Annotated in this window: 15 protein-coding genes; 10 read left to right on the forward strand and 5 right to left on the reverse strand. The window is 46.3% G+C overall.

The window, feature by feature from the left end; translation table 11 throughout:
* Window positions 1-174 precede the first annotated feature (174 nt).
* Both IRJ16_RS03815 and IRJ16_RS03820 read right to left on the reverse strand, forming a co-directional pair.
* A complete protein-coding gene (locus IRJ16_RS03815; protein WP_194110210.1) occupies window positions 175-1,317 on the reverse strand; it encodes a lactonase family protein in 1,143 nt (380 codons plus the stop codon).
* A 132-nt stretch (window positions 1,318-1,449) separates the two neighbouring features.
* Complete coding sequence (locus IRJ16_RS03820) at window positions 1,450-2,766, reverse strand: MFS transporter (RefSeq protein WP_194110211.1); 1,317 nt, start codon at window positions 2,764-2,766, stop codon at window positions 1,450-1,452.
* Between the two features lie 227 nt (window positions 2,767-2,993).
* Here IRJ16_RS03820 and IRJ16_RS03825 point away from each other — a divergent pair, with 227 nt between their 5' ends.
* From IRJ16_RS03825 to IRJ16_RS03840, 4 genes are all read left to right on the forward strand, one after another.
* Window positions 2,994-3,464, forward strand: coding sequence for a peroxiredoxin (locus IRJ16_RS03825; RefSeq protein ID WP_194110212.1), 471 nt, complete (start codon window positions 2,994-2,996; stop codon window positions 3,462-3,464).
* Window positions 3,465-3,553: 89 nt separating this feature from the next.
* The gene (locus IRJ16_RS03830) at window positions 3,554-4,282 is read left to right on the forward strand and encodes an acyl-CoA desaturase (RefSeq protein ID WP_194110213.1); all 729 of its coding nucleotides are present in this window, start codon (window positions 3,554-3,556) and stop codon (window positions 4,280-4,282) included.
* A 12-nt stretch (window positions 4,283-4,294) separates the two neighbouring features.
* Window positions 4,295-4,630, forward strand: a complete 336-nt coding sequence (locus tag IRJ16_RS03835; RefSeq protein ID WP_194110214.1) for a DUF1475 family protein — start codon at window positions 4,295-4,297, stop codon at window positions 4,628-4,630.
* Window positions 4,623-5,414, forward strand: coding sequence for a DUF1295 domain-containing protein (locus tag IRJ16_RS03840; protein WP_194110215.1), 792 nt, complete (start codon window positions 4,623-4,625; stop codon window positions 5,412-5,414). The genes IRJ16_RS03835 and IRJ16_RS03840 overlap by 8 nt, the downstream gene beginning before the upstream one ends.
* A 240-nt stretch (window positions 5,415-5,654) precedes the next feature.
* Here the strand turns inward: IRJ16_RS03840 and IRJ16_RS03845 are convergent, their stop codons facing one another.
* Complete coding sequence (locus tag IRJ16_RS03845) at window positions 5,655-6,032, reverse strand: endonuclease domain-containing protein (protein WP_228079843.1); 378 nt, start codon at window positions 6,030-6,032, stop codon at window positions 5,655-5,657.
* 511 nt (window positions 6,033-6,543) lie between these two features.
* On the opposite strand from IRJ16_RS03845, the gene IRJ16_RS03850 reads away from it, so the two are divergent.
* Both IRJ16_RS03850 and IRJ16_RS03855 read left to right on the forward strand, forming a co-directional pair.
* Window positions 6,544-7,218 (forward strand): metal-dependent hydrolase, encoded by a 675-nt coding sequence (locus IRJ16_RS03850; protein ID WP_194110217.1) that lies wholly within the window; start codon window positions 6,544-6,546, stop codon window positions 7,216-7,218.
* A gap of 183 nt (window positions 7,219-7,401) precedes the next feature.
* Window positions 7,402-8,172 (forward strand): MBL fold metallo-hydrolase, encoded by a 771-nt coding sequence (locus tag IRJ16_RS03855; protein WP_194110218.1) that lies wholly within the window; start codon window positions 7,402-7,404, stop codon window positions 8,170-8,172.
* 222 nt (window positions 8,173-8,394) lie between these two features.
* Here the strand turns inward: IRJ16_RS03855 and IRJ16_RS03860 are convergent, their stop codons facing one another.
* On the reverse strand, window positions 8,395-8,814 hold the full coding sequence (locus tag IRJ16_RS03860) for a response regulator (RefSeq protein WP_194110219.1): 420 nt from the start codon (window positions 8,812-8,814) through the stop codon (window positions 8,395-8,397).
* A 362-nt stretch (window positions 8,815-9,176) separates the two neighbouring features.
* Here IRJ16_RS03860 and bshA point away from each other — a divergent pair, with 362 nt between their 5' ends.
* Window positions 9,177-10,316 (forward strand): N-acetyl-alpha-D-glucosaminyl L-malate synthase BshA, encoded by a 1,140-nt coding sequence (gene bshA / locus IRJ16_RS03865; protein ID WP_194110220.1) that lies wholly within the window; start codon window positions 9,177-9,179, stop codon window positions 10,314-10,316.
* Window positions 10,317-10,372: 56 nt separating this feature from the next.
* Window positions 10,373-10,855: a hypothetical protein gene (locus IRJ16_RS03870; protein WP_194110221.1), complete on the forward strand. Its 483-nt coding sequence runs from the start codon at window positions 10,373-10,375 to the stop codon at window positions 10,853-10,855.
* 70 nt (window positions 10,856-10,925) lie between these two features.
* Here IRJ16_RS03870 and IRJ16_RS03875 read toward each other — a convergent pair whose 3' ends face one another.
* Window positions 10,926-12,149, reverse strand: coding sequence for a 3-deoxy-D-manno-octulosonic acid transferase (locus IRJ16_RS03875; protein ID WP_194110222.1), 1,224 nt, complete (start codon window positions 12,147-12,149; stop codon window positions 10,926-10,928).
* A gap of 61 nt (window positions 12,150-12,210) precedes the next feature.
* Between IRJ16_RS03875 and IRJ16_RS03880 the strand changes: the two genes are divergently transcribed.
* Window positions 12,211-13,521, forward strand: a complete 1,311-nt coding sequence (locus IRJ16_RS03880; protein ID WP_194110223.1) for a UDP-glucose dehydrogenase family protein — start codon at window positions 12,211-12,213, stop codon at window positions 13,519-13,521.
* Window positions 13,522-13,626: 105 nt separating this feature from the next.
* Complete coding sequence (locus IRJ16_RS03885) at window positions 13,627-14,610, forward strand: UDP-glucuronic acid decarboxylase family protein (protein WP_194110224.1); 984 nt, start codon at window positions 13,627-13,629, stop codon at window positions 14,608-14,610.
* Window position 14,611: the final 1 nt, after the last annotated feature.

A 14,611-nucleotide genomic window follows, 5' to 3' on the forward strand; every position in this document is an offset into this window, starting at 1 on the left:
CTCTTGCTAAACAGATCGCTTAATATCTTATTCCCACGGCTAACAAGTCTTTTATCCGCAAGGTCCCTAAAATTACGTAATGACATCGGACACGAAACTAATCATAAAAGATGTGTCCACACGATAGGCTCAAGCGGGGAGACACAGGTTTGTCTCCTTTTTTATTCGCTCCCCCTACTCTGCCGGCGTAAACTTCAAACACACCGGGTTAGGTACTGTGAGGATATGCGGGGTCACATTCAACTTGCCTGTTTGCTTGTTAATGCGGAACACGTAAATATTATTGCTATCCTGATTGGCCACTAACAAAAAGTTACCGCTTGGGTCTATCACAAAATTGCGTGGCGTTTTGCCCAAAGTCGATTTACGCTCCACAAAGGTCAGCTTACCTGTCTCGGGCGCTATCGAAAACACCACGATCTCGTTAACATCTCCCCTGTTGCTGGCGTACAAAAATTTGCCATCGGGCGACACGTGGATGTCCGCCGCGCCAACTTTGCCTTTAAACCCTTCGGGCACAATGCTTACGGTCTCTAACTGTTTGCTCTTGGGGCCATCGTAACTGTAGGCGTAAATAGTGCCCGTCATTTCGGTTAACAGGTACATAAATTTCTTATCGGGCGTAAAGTCTAAATGGCGTGGACCATCACCGGGTTTAACCTCCAATGCAGCAGGCTCGGCCGGAGTTAAGGGCTGATCCTGACCCGACTTATGTTTCATGATATTTATCTTATCGGTACCCAGATCGGTGTACAATAAGTATTTCTCGTCCGGCGATAGCATGGCGGTATGTACATGCGGCCCGGCTTGGCGGTCGTTGTTAACACTGCTACCCTGATCTTGAACGGTCTGCGTTACGGCGCCCAACGAGCCAGCTTTGCCAATGGGCAACACCGACAGCGAACCGCCGGCATAGTTAGCTACAAAAGCATGCTTGTTGGCTTTATCTACGGCGATGTAACAAGGACCGGCACCCGTGGTAGGCTGCTTGTTGATCAGGGCAATTTTACCGCTGTATGGCTCGAAAGAGAAAGCGCTCACACTACCCTTACGATCGTCGCCCACCTCGTTTACCGAGTACACAAATTTATTGTTTTTGCCGATAGCCAAGTACGATGGATTGTCCACCCCTTCGGCTACGTTCAGGTAAGCGGTCTTGCCGGTCTCGGTGTAAAAACGGTAAACGTATATACCCTGGCTTTCGCCACTGGTGTAAGTACCGATCAGCAGATCGTACATCTTGGGGGTCATATCTTTCTTTTGGGCGAATGCATTCGCCGACAGCAGAAGCGTGGCGGCGATCAAAGCTTTTTTCATATCAGCTAACCTTGGGTTTTCATGCAAGTTAGTGAAAAACGATGATGAGGTGGGAATATTATTAGCGGATGAGGTTTAAGACCCCTCCATTTCTGACGCTCGATGACCCAACGACCAGCGTAAAACACGGGGCTATCCTTCCACCTTCTCCGGCTCGGCCTTATGGATATCGCTTAAGGTCAGCGGCAACATCTTACGGGTGTTAAAGAAGGTGAATGTCACCACACCCAGCGTAACGCATCCGCCAAATATTACCGCAGGTACCGTGCCTAGGTATTTAGCCGCCATACCCGATTCAAAATCGCCGAACTCGTTAGATGAGCTGATGAACATCTGGTTAACAGCAGATACCCGCCCGCGCATTTCGTCGGGGGTGAGCAACTGCATGATGGTCCCGCGGATGATCACGCTGACGCTGTCGAATGCGCCTTGCAGGAATAAAAATATCAGCGATATGGCAAAAACGTGCGAAAGGCCAAAACCGACAATGGAGATCCCGAACCCGGCCACCGCGATCAGCAGGTTGCGCCAAGGGCGGTTCATGGGCGAGAAACGCACCATGGTGATCATGGTCAATGCCGCGCCTAAAGATGAAACCATCCGCATGATACCTAAACCTTCGGAGCCTACATGCAGGATATCCAGCGCGAATACCGGCAGCAAAGCCACTACCCCACCGAACAACACCGAGAAAAGATCCAGCGCCATGGCGTAAAGCATCATTTTGTTGGTGAACACAAAGTTAAGTCCGGCTGATAAACTCTTCCAGATATTCTCTTTAGGGACAAAGGTTGGCGGGTATTTGCGCAGTCGGTAGACCAACACCAGCGATATGGCCATGAACAATACGATGACGGCAAAGTTCGCGGTGATACCGGTCAAACCGGGGATGATCCTGCCCGAGAATCCGTAAAGCAGACCGCCCGTAAGCGGACCTAATATCGATGCCATTTGCCAGGCCGAACTGCTCCAGGTGCTGGCATTAGGATAGATCTCCCTCGGGACGCTGTTAGAATAGACAATAAATGCCGATGGACCATAAAAAGCCCGCGCCACGCCGTTAGAAAAGATCATGGCGTAAATGGTCACCAATATCCAATGGGTCTGTATCGATCCGCTGAAATTATGAAGCGTAACCACACCCATGGTGATGGATGATAGCAGCACCCCGGCGAAAATGAAAAGCAGCATTTTGCGTTTCTCGCTCTTATCGGCCAGGTAACCGCCGTAAAGGGCAATACCAACGGCCGGGATCACCTCGCTTAAACCGATCAACGCGATATTAACGGTACTATGGGTTAGCTCGTAAATGTAGAAACCAAGGACAGTGGTTTGCATTTGATAGGCGAAGGTGAAGAAAAAGCGTACCCCTAAGTACGATCTGAAATCTTTAAAGCGCAAGGCTGCAAATGAGTCTGTACGGGGCTGACTATGTCCTTCTTCTGCCAATCTGAGTGGGGTTAGTTAACGATGTGGCAAAAGTACGATATGGATAAAAGGCCTGCAAGTAAAAACATTGTAGTTAAGACATATCAACGTCATCAAAACTTAATCACTTTGTTTTAGTTTAACCTATACACATCGGCAAGCACCTTTTCAACGTATATAATAACATGGATGTTAGATCGATAAGATGCATGATGGCTGTTTTAGCTATGTGCTTAACCACAAGCGTAATGGCACAAAGCAAAAAACACTTAGCCGTTGGCGATGCCGTACCGGTATTCTCGCTGACGGATCAGGATGGCAAGGCGTTCAACATTAAAGATCATATTGGTAAGCACAAACTGGTTATCTTTTTTTATCCCAAAGACCAAAGCATGGTATGTACTAAAGAGGCCTGCCAATTTAGGGATAGTTTTAAGGAGTTTACAGATGCAGGGGCAAAAGTGATCGGCATTAACAGCGGGACGGTAGCCAGCCACAAAGCTTTTGCCGAGGCTGATAAACTACCCTATACTTTGTTGAGCGACCCGGATAATAAAGTGCTGAACATGTTCGGAGTGAAGAGCAAAATGTTCATGACCGGGCGCGAGACCTTTGTGATCGGGCTGGATGGCAAGATCGCCTATCAGCATGCCGCCATGATGGAAGGGAAAGCACATTCGGACAATGCTTTACAATTTGTAAAAGGCAGCAAAAACTAAGCATATAAAACCGTACTTTTGCGGCTCGTTATAAACCTGATACAACAGTCCTAAAACATCGGACCGGGTAGGTATCTTAATAATTAAAAATGATAATATTAGCATTCTTTTTAGCACACTGGTTCCTGTCGCTGTTCTTTCAAACTTTTTTCCTGCATCGTTACGCGTCGCACAAAATGTTTAAAATGAACCCGTTTTGGGAGAAGGTGTTCTACTTTTGCACTTTCATATTTCAGGGATCATCATTCCTGAACCCTCGCGCTTACGCTATCATGCACCGCATGCACCACGCTTATAGCGATACCGAAAAGGATCCGCACTCTCCGCATTTTATTAAAGATGTTTGGGGTTTAATGATCAAGACCAAAAATATTTATCTGGATTACCGTCGTTACAAACTGGAGCCCGAAGAGCAATTTATCGACCGTTATCCCACCTGGAGCGTGGTTGACCGCATTGGCGACCTTTGGATCACTCGTATATTCTTCATCGCGTTCTACATCGCTTTTTATGTGATGTTCGCTAACCATTGGTACCTGTGGTTGCTGTTGCCTTTCCACTTTATGATGGGCCCGTTACATGGCGCTATCGTTAACTGGTGCGGTCACAAGTACGGTTACAGTAATTACGATAACGACGACCATAGTAAGAACTCACTTCCGTTAGACTTTTTAATGATGGGCGAGCTGTTCCAGAACAATCACCACAAACGCCCTAACGACGTGAACTTTGCCCAAAAATGGTACGAGTTCGATCCGTCTTACCCAATTATTAAGGTGATGCACAAACTGCGCATCATCCGTTTACGTAAGGTTTAAAAAACAACGTATATGATAACCGCCCTCAAAGTTCTGTTCAGTGTAGTATTTGTTTGGGTGTGTTATGTGGTGGTGATCACCTGTTTAGAGCATAACCTTTTTAAGGAGTGGGACTATCTGGGCGGCATTGCCTGGATGCGGGCCACTCTTTGGGACTTCTATGCCAACATCCTGATCATTTACGTGTGGATCTGCTACAAGGAAAAGAACTGGGCGCTAAAGATACTTTGGTTGCCCCTTTTATTTTGCCTGGGCAGTATTGCCAGCGTAGGTTACGTGCTGATCCAATTATTTCGCTTGAAACCAAACGAAGGCCTGAAAGAATTGTTCGGTAAGCAGAATGGATAATATCTCGGTTTGGAGCTTAGTACTCATTTGCCTTTTAGCTTGTTGTTTGATCATGGCCGCGGCCTGGGTTTGGTCGTATAAGATCAAAAATGCCAGTGTGGTTGATATGTTCTGGTCGTTCAACTTTCCGGTCATTGCCATTATCCTTTTCTTTTTCGCGCCCGGTTGGGAAACCCGACTGATCATGATCGCTGCCATGGTCACCATTGCCGGTGGCAGACTTGGCACGCACTTAGGCAAACGCATCCTGAGCCATTTAGACGAAGAAGAAGGACGCTATCAGGAACTCCGCCGCAGCTGGGCACCTAACTCAGAACGGGCATTCTTCTTTTTCTTTCAGGCGCAAGCATTATCAAACGTTTTATTGGCTATCCCATTTTTCGCTATCGCGATGAACACCGAAGTTGGTGTGTCCCCTTTCGAATGGATCGGTTTAAGCATCTGGTTCATCAGCGTCATTGGCGAAGCTACTGCCGACCGACAATTAGCCCGTTTCAAAAAAGACCCGGCCAATAAAGGCAAGGTATGTGATACCGGCCTGTGGTATTACTCCCGCCACCCCAACTATTTCTTTCAATGGACGATGTGGATGGCCTACTTCATTTTCGCACTGGGCTCACCTTATGGATGGATCGGGTTCATTAGTCCGGCGATCATCCTGCACCTTATTTTGAACGTGACGGGCATCCCCGCTACCGAGGAGCAATCGTTACGATCTAAGGGGGATGCTTTTAGGGAGTATCAACGGACGACGAGTGCTTTTGTGCCGTGGTTTAAAAAATAGCGGCGCTACCATTAGGCTATATACCCCTTGTTATCGTAAGTGCTGAAGCAAGGTCAGTAGTCTTCCCCTAATTTAGGGGAAAGCAACGGCAGTGCAACTTGAAGCAACTTTCATAAGGGGTAGCTCTTCGAGCGGCGTCTCATTCTAAAGATTTACGCTCATTACAGCGTTTGCTAAAGCAGGGCTGCAAACTTCACCTAAATTACGTAAAAGCAATGTCAGTGCAATTTACAGCAACTTTCATAAGGGATAATTCGTTGGATGGCTTACTGCTTGTTCTATCCTTTCGACCACACCTTTTATATCGTTTAGCACTTCATCATTTTTAAACCTCAATATATTTAACCCCAATTCTCTCATCACGATATCTCGGTTTTTGTCGTATTCCTTTTTAAACTCATGTATCGGTCCGTCAACTTCAATGACCAATTTGTGTTTAGCGCAATAAAAGTCTGCTATGTAAAAAAATCTCTCGACCCCGAAGGCGTAGAATATCGGATACTGCCTAAGAAATTTTACGTCGGAAATATTCCTTCTCCGGAGTTCCGCCCATAATTTATTCTCGCTGAATGTTGATGGGGTTCTTAATTTTCGGCAAAGTTCTGTGATCGGGTTCATTAAGCAATTTAAGAAACATTGCATGATATTTACCCCTTATCAAAGTATTTGCTAAAGCAGGGTTCGTCAATAAGGTAATTTCAACACGCCGGCTTATCAAAAAGGCAACTTTACCCTTTATCAAAGCTATTGCTAAGGCAGGGTCCGCGATCTTCCCCTAATTTAGGGGAAAGCAATGTCAGTGCAACCTGCAGGAGCTTTCATAAGGGGTAATTTAAGAGCGATTTGCACCAACGGGCACTTTTACCCCTTGTCAAAGCAAGTGCTGCAGCAGGATCCGTGGTTTTCCTCTAATTTAGGAGAAAGCAACGTCAGTGCTATTTGCAGTGCCGTCAATAAGGGGTAATTTACGAGCGACTTTATACCACCGGACACTTTTACTCCTTATCAATGTCAGTGATATTTGCAGTACCGCTCATGAAGGGTAATGTATCATACGCAATTTCAACCGAACGACCGAACCGTCACATTTCTCCCCTATCTTTGCCCAACTAAATAAAACTACTACGCTATGAAATTTACCTATTATGGCCAGTCGTGTTTTGAGATAGAGACCGGCGGCAAAAAATTATTGTTCGATCCGTTTATCACTTACAACCCATTGGCTAAGGATATCGATGTATCAAGCCTTAAGCCCGATTACATCCTAGTATCCCACGGCCACGGCGATCACGTAGCCGACCTTATGACCGTGCAAAAACAAAGCGGCGCTAAAGTGATCTGCATAGCCGAGATAGCCGATTGGTTAGGCAAGCAGGAGATCGAAGCACACGGCATGAATATCGGTGGCGGTTTTAATTTTGATTTCGGTCGTGTAAAAATGGTGAACGCTGTACACAGCAGCACTTTGCCTGATGGCTCTCCGGGTGGCAGTCCGGCAGGTTTTGTGGTCTACGCCGAGGGCAAAAAGATCTACTTTGCCGGCGATACTGCCCTTACTTACGACATGAAATTACTGGCTGATGAAAAGCTGGACTGGGCTATTTTGCCTATCGGCGATAACTACACTATGGGTGTGGACGATGCCATCAAGTCGACCGGTTTTTTTGACTGCAAAAATGTGATCGGGGTGCATTACGATAGCTTCCCGGTGATCGTGATCGATAAAGAAGAGGCTTTGGATAAGTTTACCAAAGCGGGGATCAAACTGGAATTGCCTGTCATTGGTGCAAGTTTGGAGTTATAGAACAATTGTTCAGGAAACCAAAGAGGACACACAGCGCTTTGTCACTGTTTACAAAAGCGCTGTGCCCTTTGCAGTTAACAAAAAACGTAACAGGTTTTTATTGCCAAAACATGATGGTCCGACTTAAAATGGTTGGCTATCTTTGCAGTGCCTTAGGGGCAACAGTACACTTAGAAAAGCATCATGGAAATATTCGTATTAGGTGAAGGTTCGTATTCGGTAGACAGCACTAAAAAATTCATCCCATTTGATCCACAGGTGCATAACTTCCGCGAGCGGCCGGGATCGTTGTTCATTCACGTAAATCCTTTTTTGGTGAAGATGAAGAACGACCTGATCCTGTTCGATGCCGGTTTGGGCTACAAAGACACCCGCGACGAACTGATCCTGCACCAACACATCCGTGCGGCGGGTTTCGAGCCTGAGGATGTAACGCTGGTACTGATGTCGCACCTGCATTATGACCATTCGGGCGGTCTGGTGGTAGAAGAGATCGGTCGTTTTGAACCATCATTCCCCAATGCCGAGCACGTGATACAGAAGGGTGAATGGGAGTTCGGCATTACCGGCAAGTCATCAAGTTATCATCAGGATATTTTTGAAGTATTGGAACGCTCGGCCAAGCTGACCTTGGTAGAAGGTTCGGGCGAGTTTAAGCCCGGCATCCGTTACGAACATTCGGGCGGTCACTGCCCGCACCATCATGTTTGGTGGTTGGAAGAAGATGGCGATAAGATATTCTTCGGCGGCGATGAATTACCGGAACCGGAACAGCTGCTTCGCCGCTTTATGGCCAAATACGATAAAGACCCACGCAAAGCTATGGAACTGCGCGAAGAATACGGAAAGATAGCGGCAGCAGAAGGCTGGAAGTGCTTGTTCTATCACTCCAAATCGACTACGGTAGGTACGGTGAATTACGTGAATGATACGTTCACGATAGTGCCGGTGTAATAGTCATACCTTACTTGTACCCCATTGTTAATGTTGCTGCCAAAGCAATGTCCGTGCAACTTGCAAGCACTTTCATAAGGGGTAATTTCTGATATACCACAAAGAACACAAAGGGAGAAAAGCACAAAGGACACAAAGCTTTGCAACGTCAAACATGCATCTTTGTGTCCTTGTGAAAATTATTTATGCGCTTTGAGTTGAAGATCAAAGCTTACAGAAAACCTAATTCCTCGGATGATCCTTAAACAGATTGGTGATCTTTTCTACGTTAAGCGGCTTGGATATAAAGTCTACCACCAGCGGGTATGACTTTGCTTTGTTGATATCATTACTGAACACCGACGACGAGATGATGAAGATCTTGGTCTTGTGTGCAGGGTCTATTTTAAGTTTCTCGTACTCGTCCAAAAACTCCCATCCATTCATGATAGGCATGTTAATGTCCAGCAAAATATAATCGGGTAGTTTGGACGGATCTTTACTCATGATCTCCCATAACTGGTCTATCGCGAATTTTCCGTTAAGGCAGGCAGTTATTTCGGTATTAGTAAGTGCTTTCTTTATCAGCTTTATCGAGATGAAATTGTTTATCTCATCATCGTCAACAAGCAAGATACTTACCGGCCGGGAGTCTAAATTCATATTAGTATGTATACGTTACGGCAAATTAAAAGGTTTTATTCCTTAAAGTTTTAAACAGCTAAAAATTTATTCTGTTTTTAACGCCTGCCAACTTTCTTTTATTGACTGTTTTTCGGGTCAAAAGTATCGAATGCGGGCGATAAAGATCAACAACGAATGGTAATATCTTTGATATACTATAAAGTTGAACAAAGTGGCTAACATAACCAAATATTAGCGTAATTAAATTTAAAGCGGTAGCCTATATTTTACACAACCGTAACACATTTACGGCTAATTGGAGTTAAACTTGCAGCGTTGAACAACAGGCTTTGAATGATCAGTGCCAGCCGTTTAACGATCAACTTTAAGAACTACCTTACATGAAAATAGGAATAGTTTGTTACCCAACATTTGGCGGCAGTGGTGTTGTTGCCACCGAGTTGGGGAAAGCTTTGGCCGATAACGGTCATCACGTACATTTTATTACATATAACCAGCCCGCCAGGCTGGATCTTTTTTCTGAGAACCTTTTTTACCACGAGGTAGCCATCAGTAAATACCCATTGTTCGATTATCCGCCTTACGAGTTGGCCCTGGCCAGCAGGATGGTGGATGTGGTACGCCACGAGCAGCTGGATGTATTGCACGTACACTACGCCATCCCGCATGCTTCGGCGGCTTTTATGGCCAAGCAGATATTAAAGACCTACGGCATCCATATCCCCGTGATCACTACCTTGCACGGTACTGATATCACTTTGGTAGGTAAGGACCGTACCTATAAACCGGTAGTAGCGTTCAGCATCAACCAAAGCGATGGCGTAACGGCGGTATCGCAGCATTTAAAAGACGATACTTATCGTTTCTTTGATATCAACCGCGATATCGAGGTCATCTACAACTTCATCGATCTTAAACGCTTTGCGCTAAAACCACGCGACCACTTTAAAAAAGCCATTAGCCCTAACGGCGAACGCATTTTGGTGCACACCTCTAACTTCCGTAAGGTAAAGCGTACCGAGGATGTGGTAAGGATATTTGCCAAAGTGAACGCCGAGGTACCGTCACGCTTATTAATGGTGGGCGACGGGCAGGAGCGTACAGATTGCGAGCAACTTTGCCGCGACCTGGGCGTAGCCGACCAGGTTCGTTTTTTAGGTAAGCAAGACGCGATAGAAGAGATCCTGTCCATATCCGATCTGTTTTTGATGCCATCACAATCCGAAAGTTTTGGTTTGGCGGCTTTAGAGGCTATGGCCTGCAAAGTGCCTGTGATCAGCAGTAACGTTGGTGGTTTGCCCGAGCTGAATGTAGAAGGCCAAACCGGTTTCTTACGCGATTGCGGCGACGTGGAGGGAATGGCCGAACGCGCCATCTATATGCTTCAGGACGACGACCGTCTGGCTACCTTTAAAGAGAACGCCCTGGCCCGCGCCAAAGAGTTCGACCTGGCTTTGATCTTACCTAAATACGAGGAGTATTACCGCCGGGTTATTGAGGAGAGCAAAGGAAAGATCTAAACCCAAAACCAATTTGTCTGTTTAACGTTACAGATACGTTAACAAGATAAACAAACATGAAAAAGATATTCAGTATAACATTAATGATCGCCGCTGTAGCTATGATGTTCGCGGCATGTTCGTCAAGCAAGGGTACAGTGCAGAGTGCATCGCGCGGAAAATTTACCGGTAAATGGGTGCTGGGCAGCATCAGGTACGATGGCTTAGTAGAGAGCGCCGTGCAGAACGTGTTCGACCAGGCGCGCCCGTCGGCATTCCGTGGCAGTACCTGGAATTTGACCAACAGCGGCAACGGTATGTACACCTTGAACGATGGCACATCGCAAACCATTTTTTGGTCTATTAACAACGGCGGGGCTAATGGTCAGCAAGTATTCCAATTCAAAAAGATCTATGAGGGTGATAAGCCTAAGAATGTTGCCGAGGGCTATCAGCTCTACGTAGTAAGCGCTACCAATGAGGCTATGACATTGCGTAGCCCAATTGCCGTAGGCAACAGCACCGCCTATATTATTTACGAGTTTACAGCGACAAAATAAACACTTCGCTACTCAAAGATAAGGGCCGGGATAATGTTATCCCGGCCCTTGTTTTTGCACTGTATCCGGCTTAAGCCGATAGTGCTTTAGATATCTGCCTGACCACCCTGTCGGTAGCGCCGTTGTTGTCGGCAACATATTGCCGGGCTTTTTCGCCGGCTTGCTGGCGGTAGTTGTCGTCGGTCATAAAAAGATCGGCGGCTTGTTTAAAAGAGGCCTCATCGGCAATGCTAATGCCTGCCCCGATAGCTACCAGATCGCGGGCTTCTTTAAAACGCTCGTAGTTGGGGCCAAAGATCACCGGTAAACCGAAAGCTGCTGCCTCCAGCGTGTTGTGGATACCCACGCCAAAGCCACCGCCAATGTGCGCAACATCGCCATATTGGTAAACCGACGACAGGATGCCCATATTATCTATAACCAATACCTGATATGATGCTATATCGCGGTAATTCATCAATTGGGTAAAACGGATAGCTTTGCCGGATAGGCGCTTTAATACTGCTTGGATATTTTCCTCATCTATCTCGTGCGGGGCGATGATAAATTTCCGGTCGGGGTATGCGTCAAACAGGGAGGCTATCAGTTCCTCGTCCTTAGGCCAGGTACTGCCACCGATGAATAACTTTTTGCCGGCTTTAAAAGCGACCAGTTCGGGCATAGGTTTGGGTGCTTGGGAGTTTGCCCAAACACGGTCAAAGCGAGTATCGCCGGCAACGGTAACGTTGGTGATGTTAAGGGTGCGCAACAATTTTTCTGAAGCATCGTCCTGCACAAAAAAGTGGCTTACCATGCCCAGCATTTTTCGGTTTATGTCGCCGTACCATTTGAAAAATACTTGTTGGGGCCTGAATATCCCCGACACGATATACAGCGGGATGCTTTGCCGTTGCAGTTCGGCAAAATAATGATACCAGTACTCGTACTTTGTAAACACCGCTATTTGGGGTTTAATTATCCGGATCAGGTCGCGGGCGTTAGAGGGTGTATCAAGCGGTAAATAATGAACGGCATCGGCCAGCGGGGTGTGCTTACGCACCTCGTAACCCGATGGCGAAAAAAAAGTAATGATCACCGGTTTGCCGGGATAAGCGGCCCTTAACGCCTCTAATACAGGGCGCCCCTGCTCAAACTCGCCAAGGGATGCAAAATGGAACCAAATACTGTCTGTGGCAGAACCTATGACCTGCTTTTTTCGGCCTTTTATCCACAAAAACGCCTTTTTATTAAAAAAAGACGCAAAAAATACGAACACAAAATATATCCTTATAAGGATGTTGTATAACAATAACATTTATTTACGAATTTACTTATCTTCGCCGTAATTGATCACAATATTAAAAAACATTTAACTCATGAAGATTGCCGTTGTAGGTACAGGTTATGTAGGCTTAGTTACCGGTACATGCCTTGCAGAGACAGGTAACCACGTCACCTGTGTTGATATTAACGTAAAAAAGGTTGAAGCCATGAAGAATGGTCAGTTACCTATTTATGAGCCCGGACTTGAGCTATTGTTTCACCGCAATATTAAACAAGACCGCTTATTTTTTACATCTGACCTGGCCGCGGCTATCGAGGATGCCAAGATCATCTTTTTAGCGTTGCCGACCCCTCCGGGTGCCGACGGCGCAGCCGACCTGAGCTACGTATTGGGTGCCGGTGCCGATATTGCCAAACTATTGAAAGAATACAAGGTCATCGTAACCAAATCAACAGTACCTGTTGGCACCGCTGATAAGTTGACCGCGGTACTCAAAGCAAATACCGATGTGGAATTTGCGGTAGTATCAAACCCTGAGTTTTTACGCGAAGGCGTTGCCGTTGATGACTTTATGAAGCCCGACCGTGTGGTAGTTGGTACGACCGACGAGCGCGCCCGCAAATTAATGGGCGAACTTTATGGCCCGTATGTGCGCCAGGGTAACCCGATCATTTTTATGGATGAGCGCTCATCTGAGTTAACTAAATATGCGGCCAACTCTTTCCTGGCTACCAAAATATCTTTCATGAACGAGATAGCCAACCTGTGCGAATTGGTTGGCGCCGATGTGGATATGGTACGTAAAGGTATCGGATCTGATGATCGTATCGGTAAACGCTTCCTGTTCTCGGGTATCGGTTATGGCGGTAGCTGTTTCCCTAAAGATGTGCAGGCATTGGCCAAAGCATCTGAAGAGAACAATTACGACTTTAAGATTCTTAACGCGGTAATGGATGTGAACACCATCCAAAAAAGCGTGCTGGTAGAAAAAGTGAAGAACTACTTTAAAGGAGACCTGAAAGGTAAAAAATTCGCCTTGTGGGGATTGGCCTTTAAGCCTGAGACCGACGATATCCGCGAAGCACCAGCTTTGTATATCATCGACGACCTGTTGAAAGCCGGCGCTACCGTTGCCGCTTTTGACCCTGAAGGTATGAAGAATGTTAAAGAGCTTTTGGGCGACACCATCAGCTACGGCGACAACCAGTACGATGTATTGAAAGACGCCGACGCGTTACTGATCGTTACTGAATGGTCGGTATTCCGTACCCCTGACCTCGACCAGGTAGGGTCATTGTTAAGAAACAAAGTGATATTTGATGGCCGTAACCTGTACGATCTGCAAAAAATGATAGATTGCGGTTTCTACTACAACAGCATCGGTCGTAAGATCGTAAGCTAAGGAGAGCCAAGAGTAAAGAATCAAGAGTCAGGATACAAGACAACAAAAGTTAGGTATCAGGGACTCAAATAAAGGATCAAGACAATTTAAAAAGGGATACGACTTATGTCAGAACGTAAAAGAGTACTGATCACCGGCGCTGCCGGCTTTTTAGGATCGCACCTGTGCGACAGGTTCATTAAAGAAGATTATCATGTTATTGGCATGGATAACCTGATCACCGGCGACCTGCGCAACATCGAACATTTGTTCAAGTTGGAGAACTTCGAGTTCTACAATCACGATGTATCCAAATTCGTGCACGTTCCGGGTGAGTTGGATTATATCCTTCACTTCGCATCGCCTGCCAGTCCGATAGATTATTTAAAGATCCCTATCCAAACTTTAAAGGTAGGCTCTTTAGGTACGCACAACTTGTTAGGCTTGGCCCGCGCTAAGAACGCACGCATGCTGATCGCGTCTACATCAGAGATCTACGGCGATCCTACCGTTAACCCTCAGCCAGAGGAGTACTGGGGTAACGTAAATACTGTAGGCCCGCGTGGTGTATATGACGAAGCTAAGCGTTTTCAGGAGTCTATCACCATGGCTTACCATACCTTCCACGGTTTGGAGACCCGTATTATACGTATCTTTAACACCTACGGACCTCGTATGCGCCTAAATGATGGCCGTGTATTGCCTGCATTCATCGGTCAGGCCCTGCGTGGCGAACCTTTGACCATGTTCGGTGATGGCTCGCAAACACGCTCGTTCTGTTATGTTGATGACCTGATCGAGGGTATTTACCGCTTATTACTGAGCGATTACGCCCAGCCTATGAATATTGGTAACCCCGACGAGATCACTATCCGCGAGTTTGGCGAAGAGATCATTAAGCTGACCGGTACCGATCAAAAAATGATCAGCTTGCCATTGCCTACAGATGATCCAAAACAACGCCGCCCGGATATTACCAAGGCCAGATCTATTTTAGGCTGGGAACCAAAAGTTGGCCGCGCCGAAGGCTTAAAGATCACTTACGATTATTTTAGATCTTTACCTGAGCATGAGATCAAGCATAAGGACTTTACTTACTACAATAAATAAG

Origin of the sequence: Mucilaginibacter myungsuensis (assembly GCF_015222005.1) — a bacterium.
Lineage (GTDB): Bacteria > Bacteroidota > Bacteroidia > Sphingobacteriales > Sphingobacteriaceae > Mucilaginibacter > Mucilaginibacter myungsuensis.

What these genes read in the sequence shown, in the direction of transcription:
- IRJ16_RS03815 (WP_194110210.1), bottom strand. Translation starts at nt 1,317, where the DNA reads ATGAAAAAAGCTTTGATCGCCGCCACGCTTCTGCTGTCGGCGAATGCA.
- IRJ16_RS03825 (WP_194110212.1), top strand. Translation starts at nt 2,994, where the DNA reads ATGGCACAAAGCAAAAAACACTTAGCCGTTGGCGATGCCGTACCGGTA.
- IRJ16_RS03830 (WP_194110213.1), top strand. Translation starts at nt 3,554, where the DNA reads ATGATAATATTAGCATTCTTTTTAGCACACTGGTTCCTGTCGCTGTTC.
- IRJ16_RS03835 (WP_194110214.1), top strand. Translation starts at nt 4,295, where the DNA reads ATGATAACCGCCCTCAAAGTTCTGTTCAGTGTAGTATTTGTTTGGGTG.
- IRJ16_RS03840 (WP_194110215.1), top strand. Translation starts at nt 4,623, where the DNA reads ATGGATAATATCTCGGTTTGGAGCTTAGTACTCATTTGCCTTTTAGCT.
- IRJ16_RS03845 (WP_228079843.1), bottom strand. Translation starts at nt 6,032, where the DNA reads ATGAACCCGATCACAGAACTTTGCCGAAAATTAAGAACCCCATCAACA.
- IRJ16_RS03850 (WP_194110217.1), top strand. Translation starts at nt 6,544, where the DNA reads ATGAAATTTACCTATTATGGCCAGTCGTGTTTTGAGATAGAGACCGGC.
- IRJ16_RS03855 (WP_194110218.1), top strand. Translation starts at nt 7,402, where the DNA reads ATGGAAATATTCGTATTAGGTGAAGGTTCGTATTCGGTAGACAGCACT.
- IRJ16_RS03860 (WP_194110219.1), bottom strand. Translation starts at nt 8,814, where the DNA reads ATGAATTTAGACTCCCGGCCGGTAAGTATCTTGCTTGTTGACGATGAT.
- bshA (WP_194110220.1), top strand. Translation starts at nt 9,177, where the DNA reads ATGAAAATAGGAATAGTTTGTTACCCAACATTTGGCGGCAGTGGTGTT.
- IRJ16_RS03870 (WP_194110221.1), top strand. Translation starts at nt 10,373, where the DNA reads ATGAAAAAGATATTCAGTATAACATTAATGATCGCCGCTGTAGCTATG.
- IRJ16_RS03875 (WP_194110222.1), bottom strand. Translation starts at nt 12,149, where the DNA reads ATGTTATTGTTATACAACATCCTTATAAGGATATATTTTGTGTTCGTA.
- IRJ16_RS03880 (WP_194110223.1), top strand. Translation starts at nt 12,211, where the DNA reads ATGAAGATTGCCGTTGTAGGTACAGGTTATGTAGGCTTAGTTACCGGT.
- IRJ16_RS03885 (WP_194110224.1), top strand. Translation starts at nt 13,627, where the DNA reads ATGTCAGAACGTAAAAGAGTACTGATCACCGGCGCTGCCGGCTTTTTA.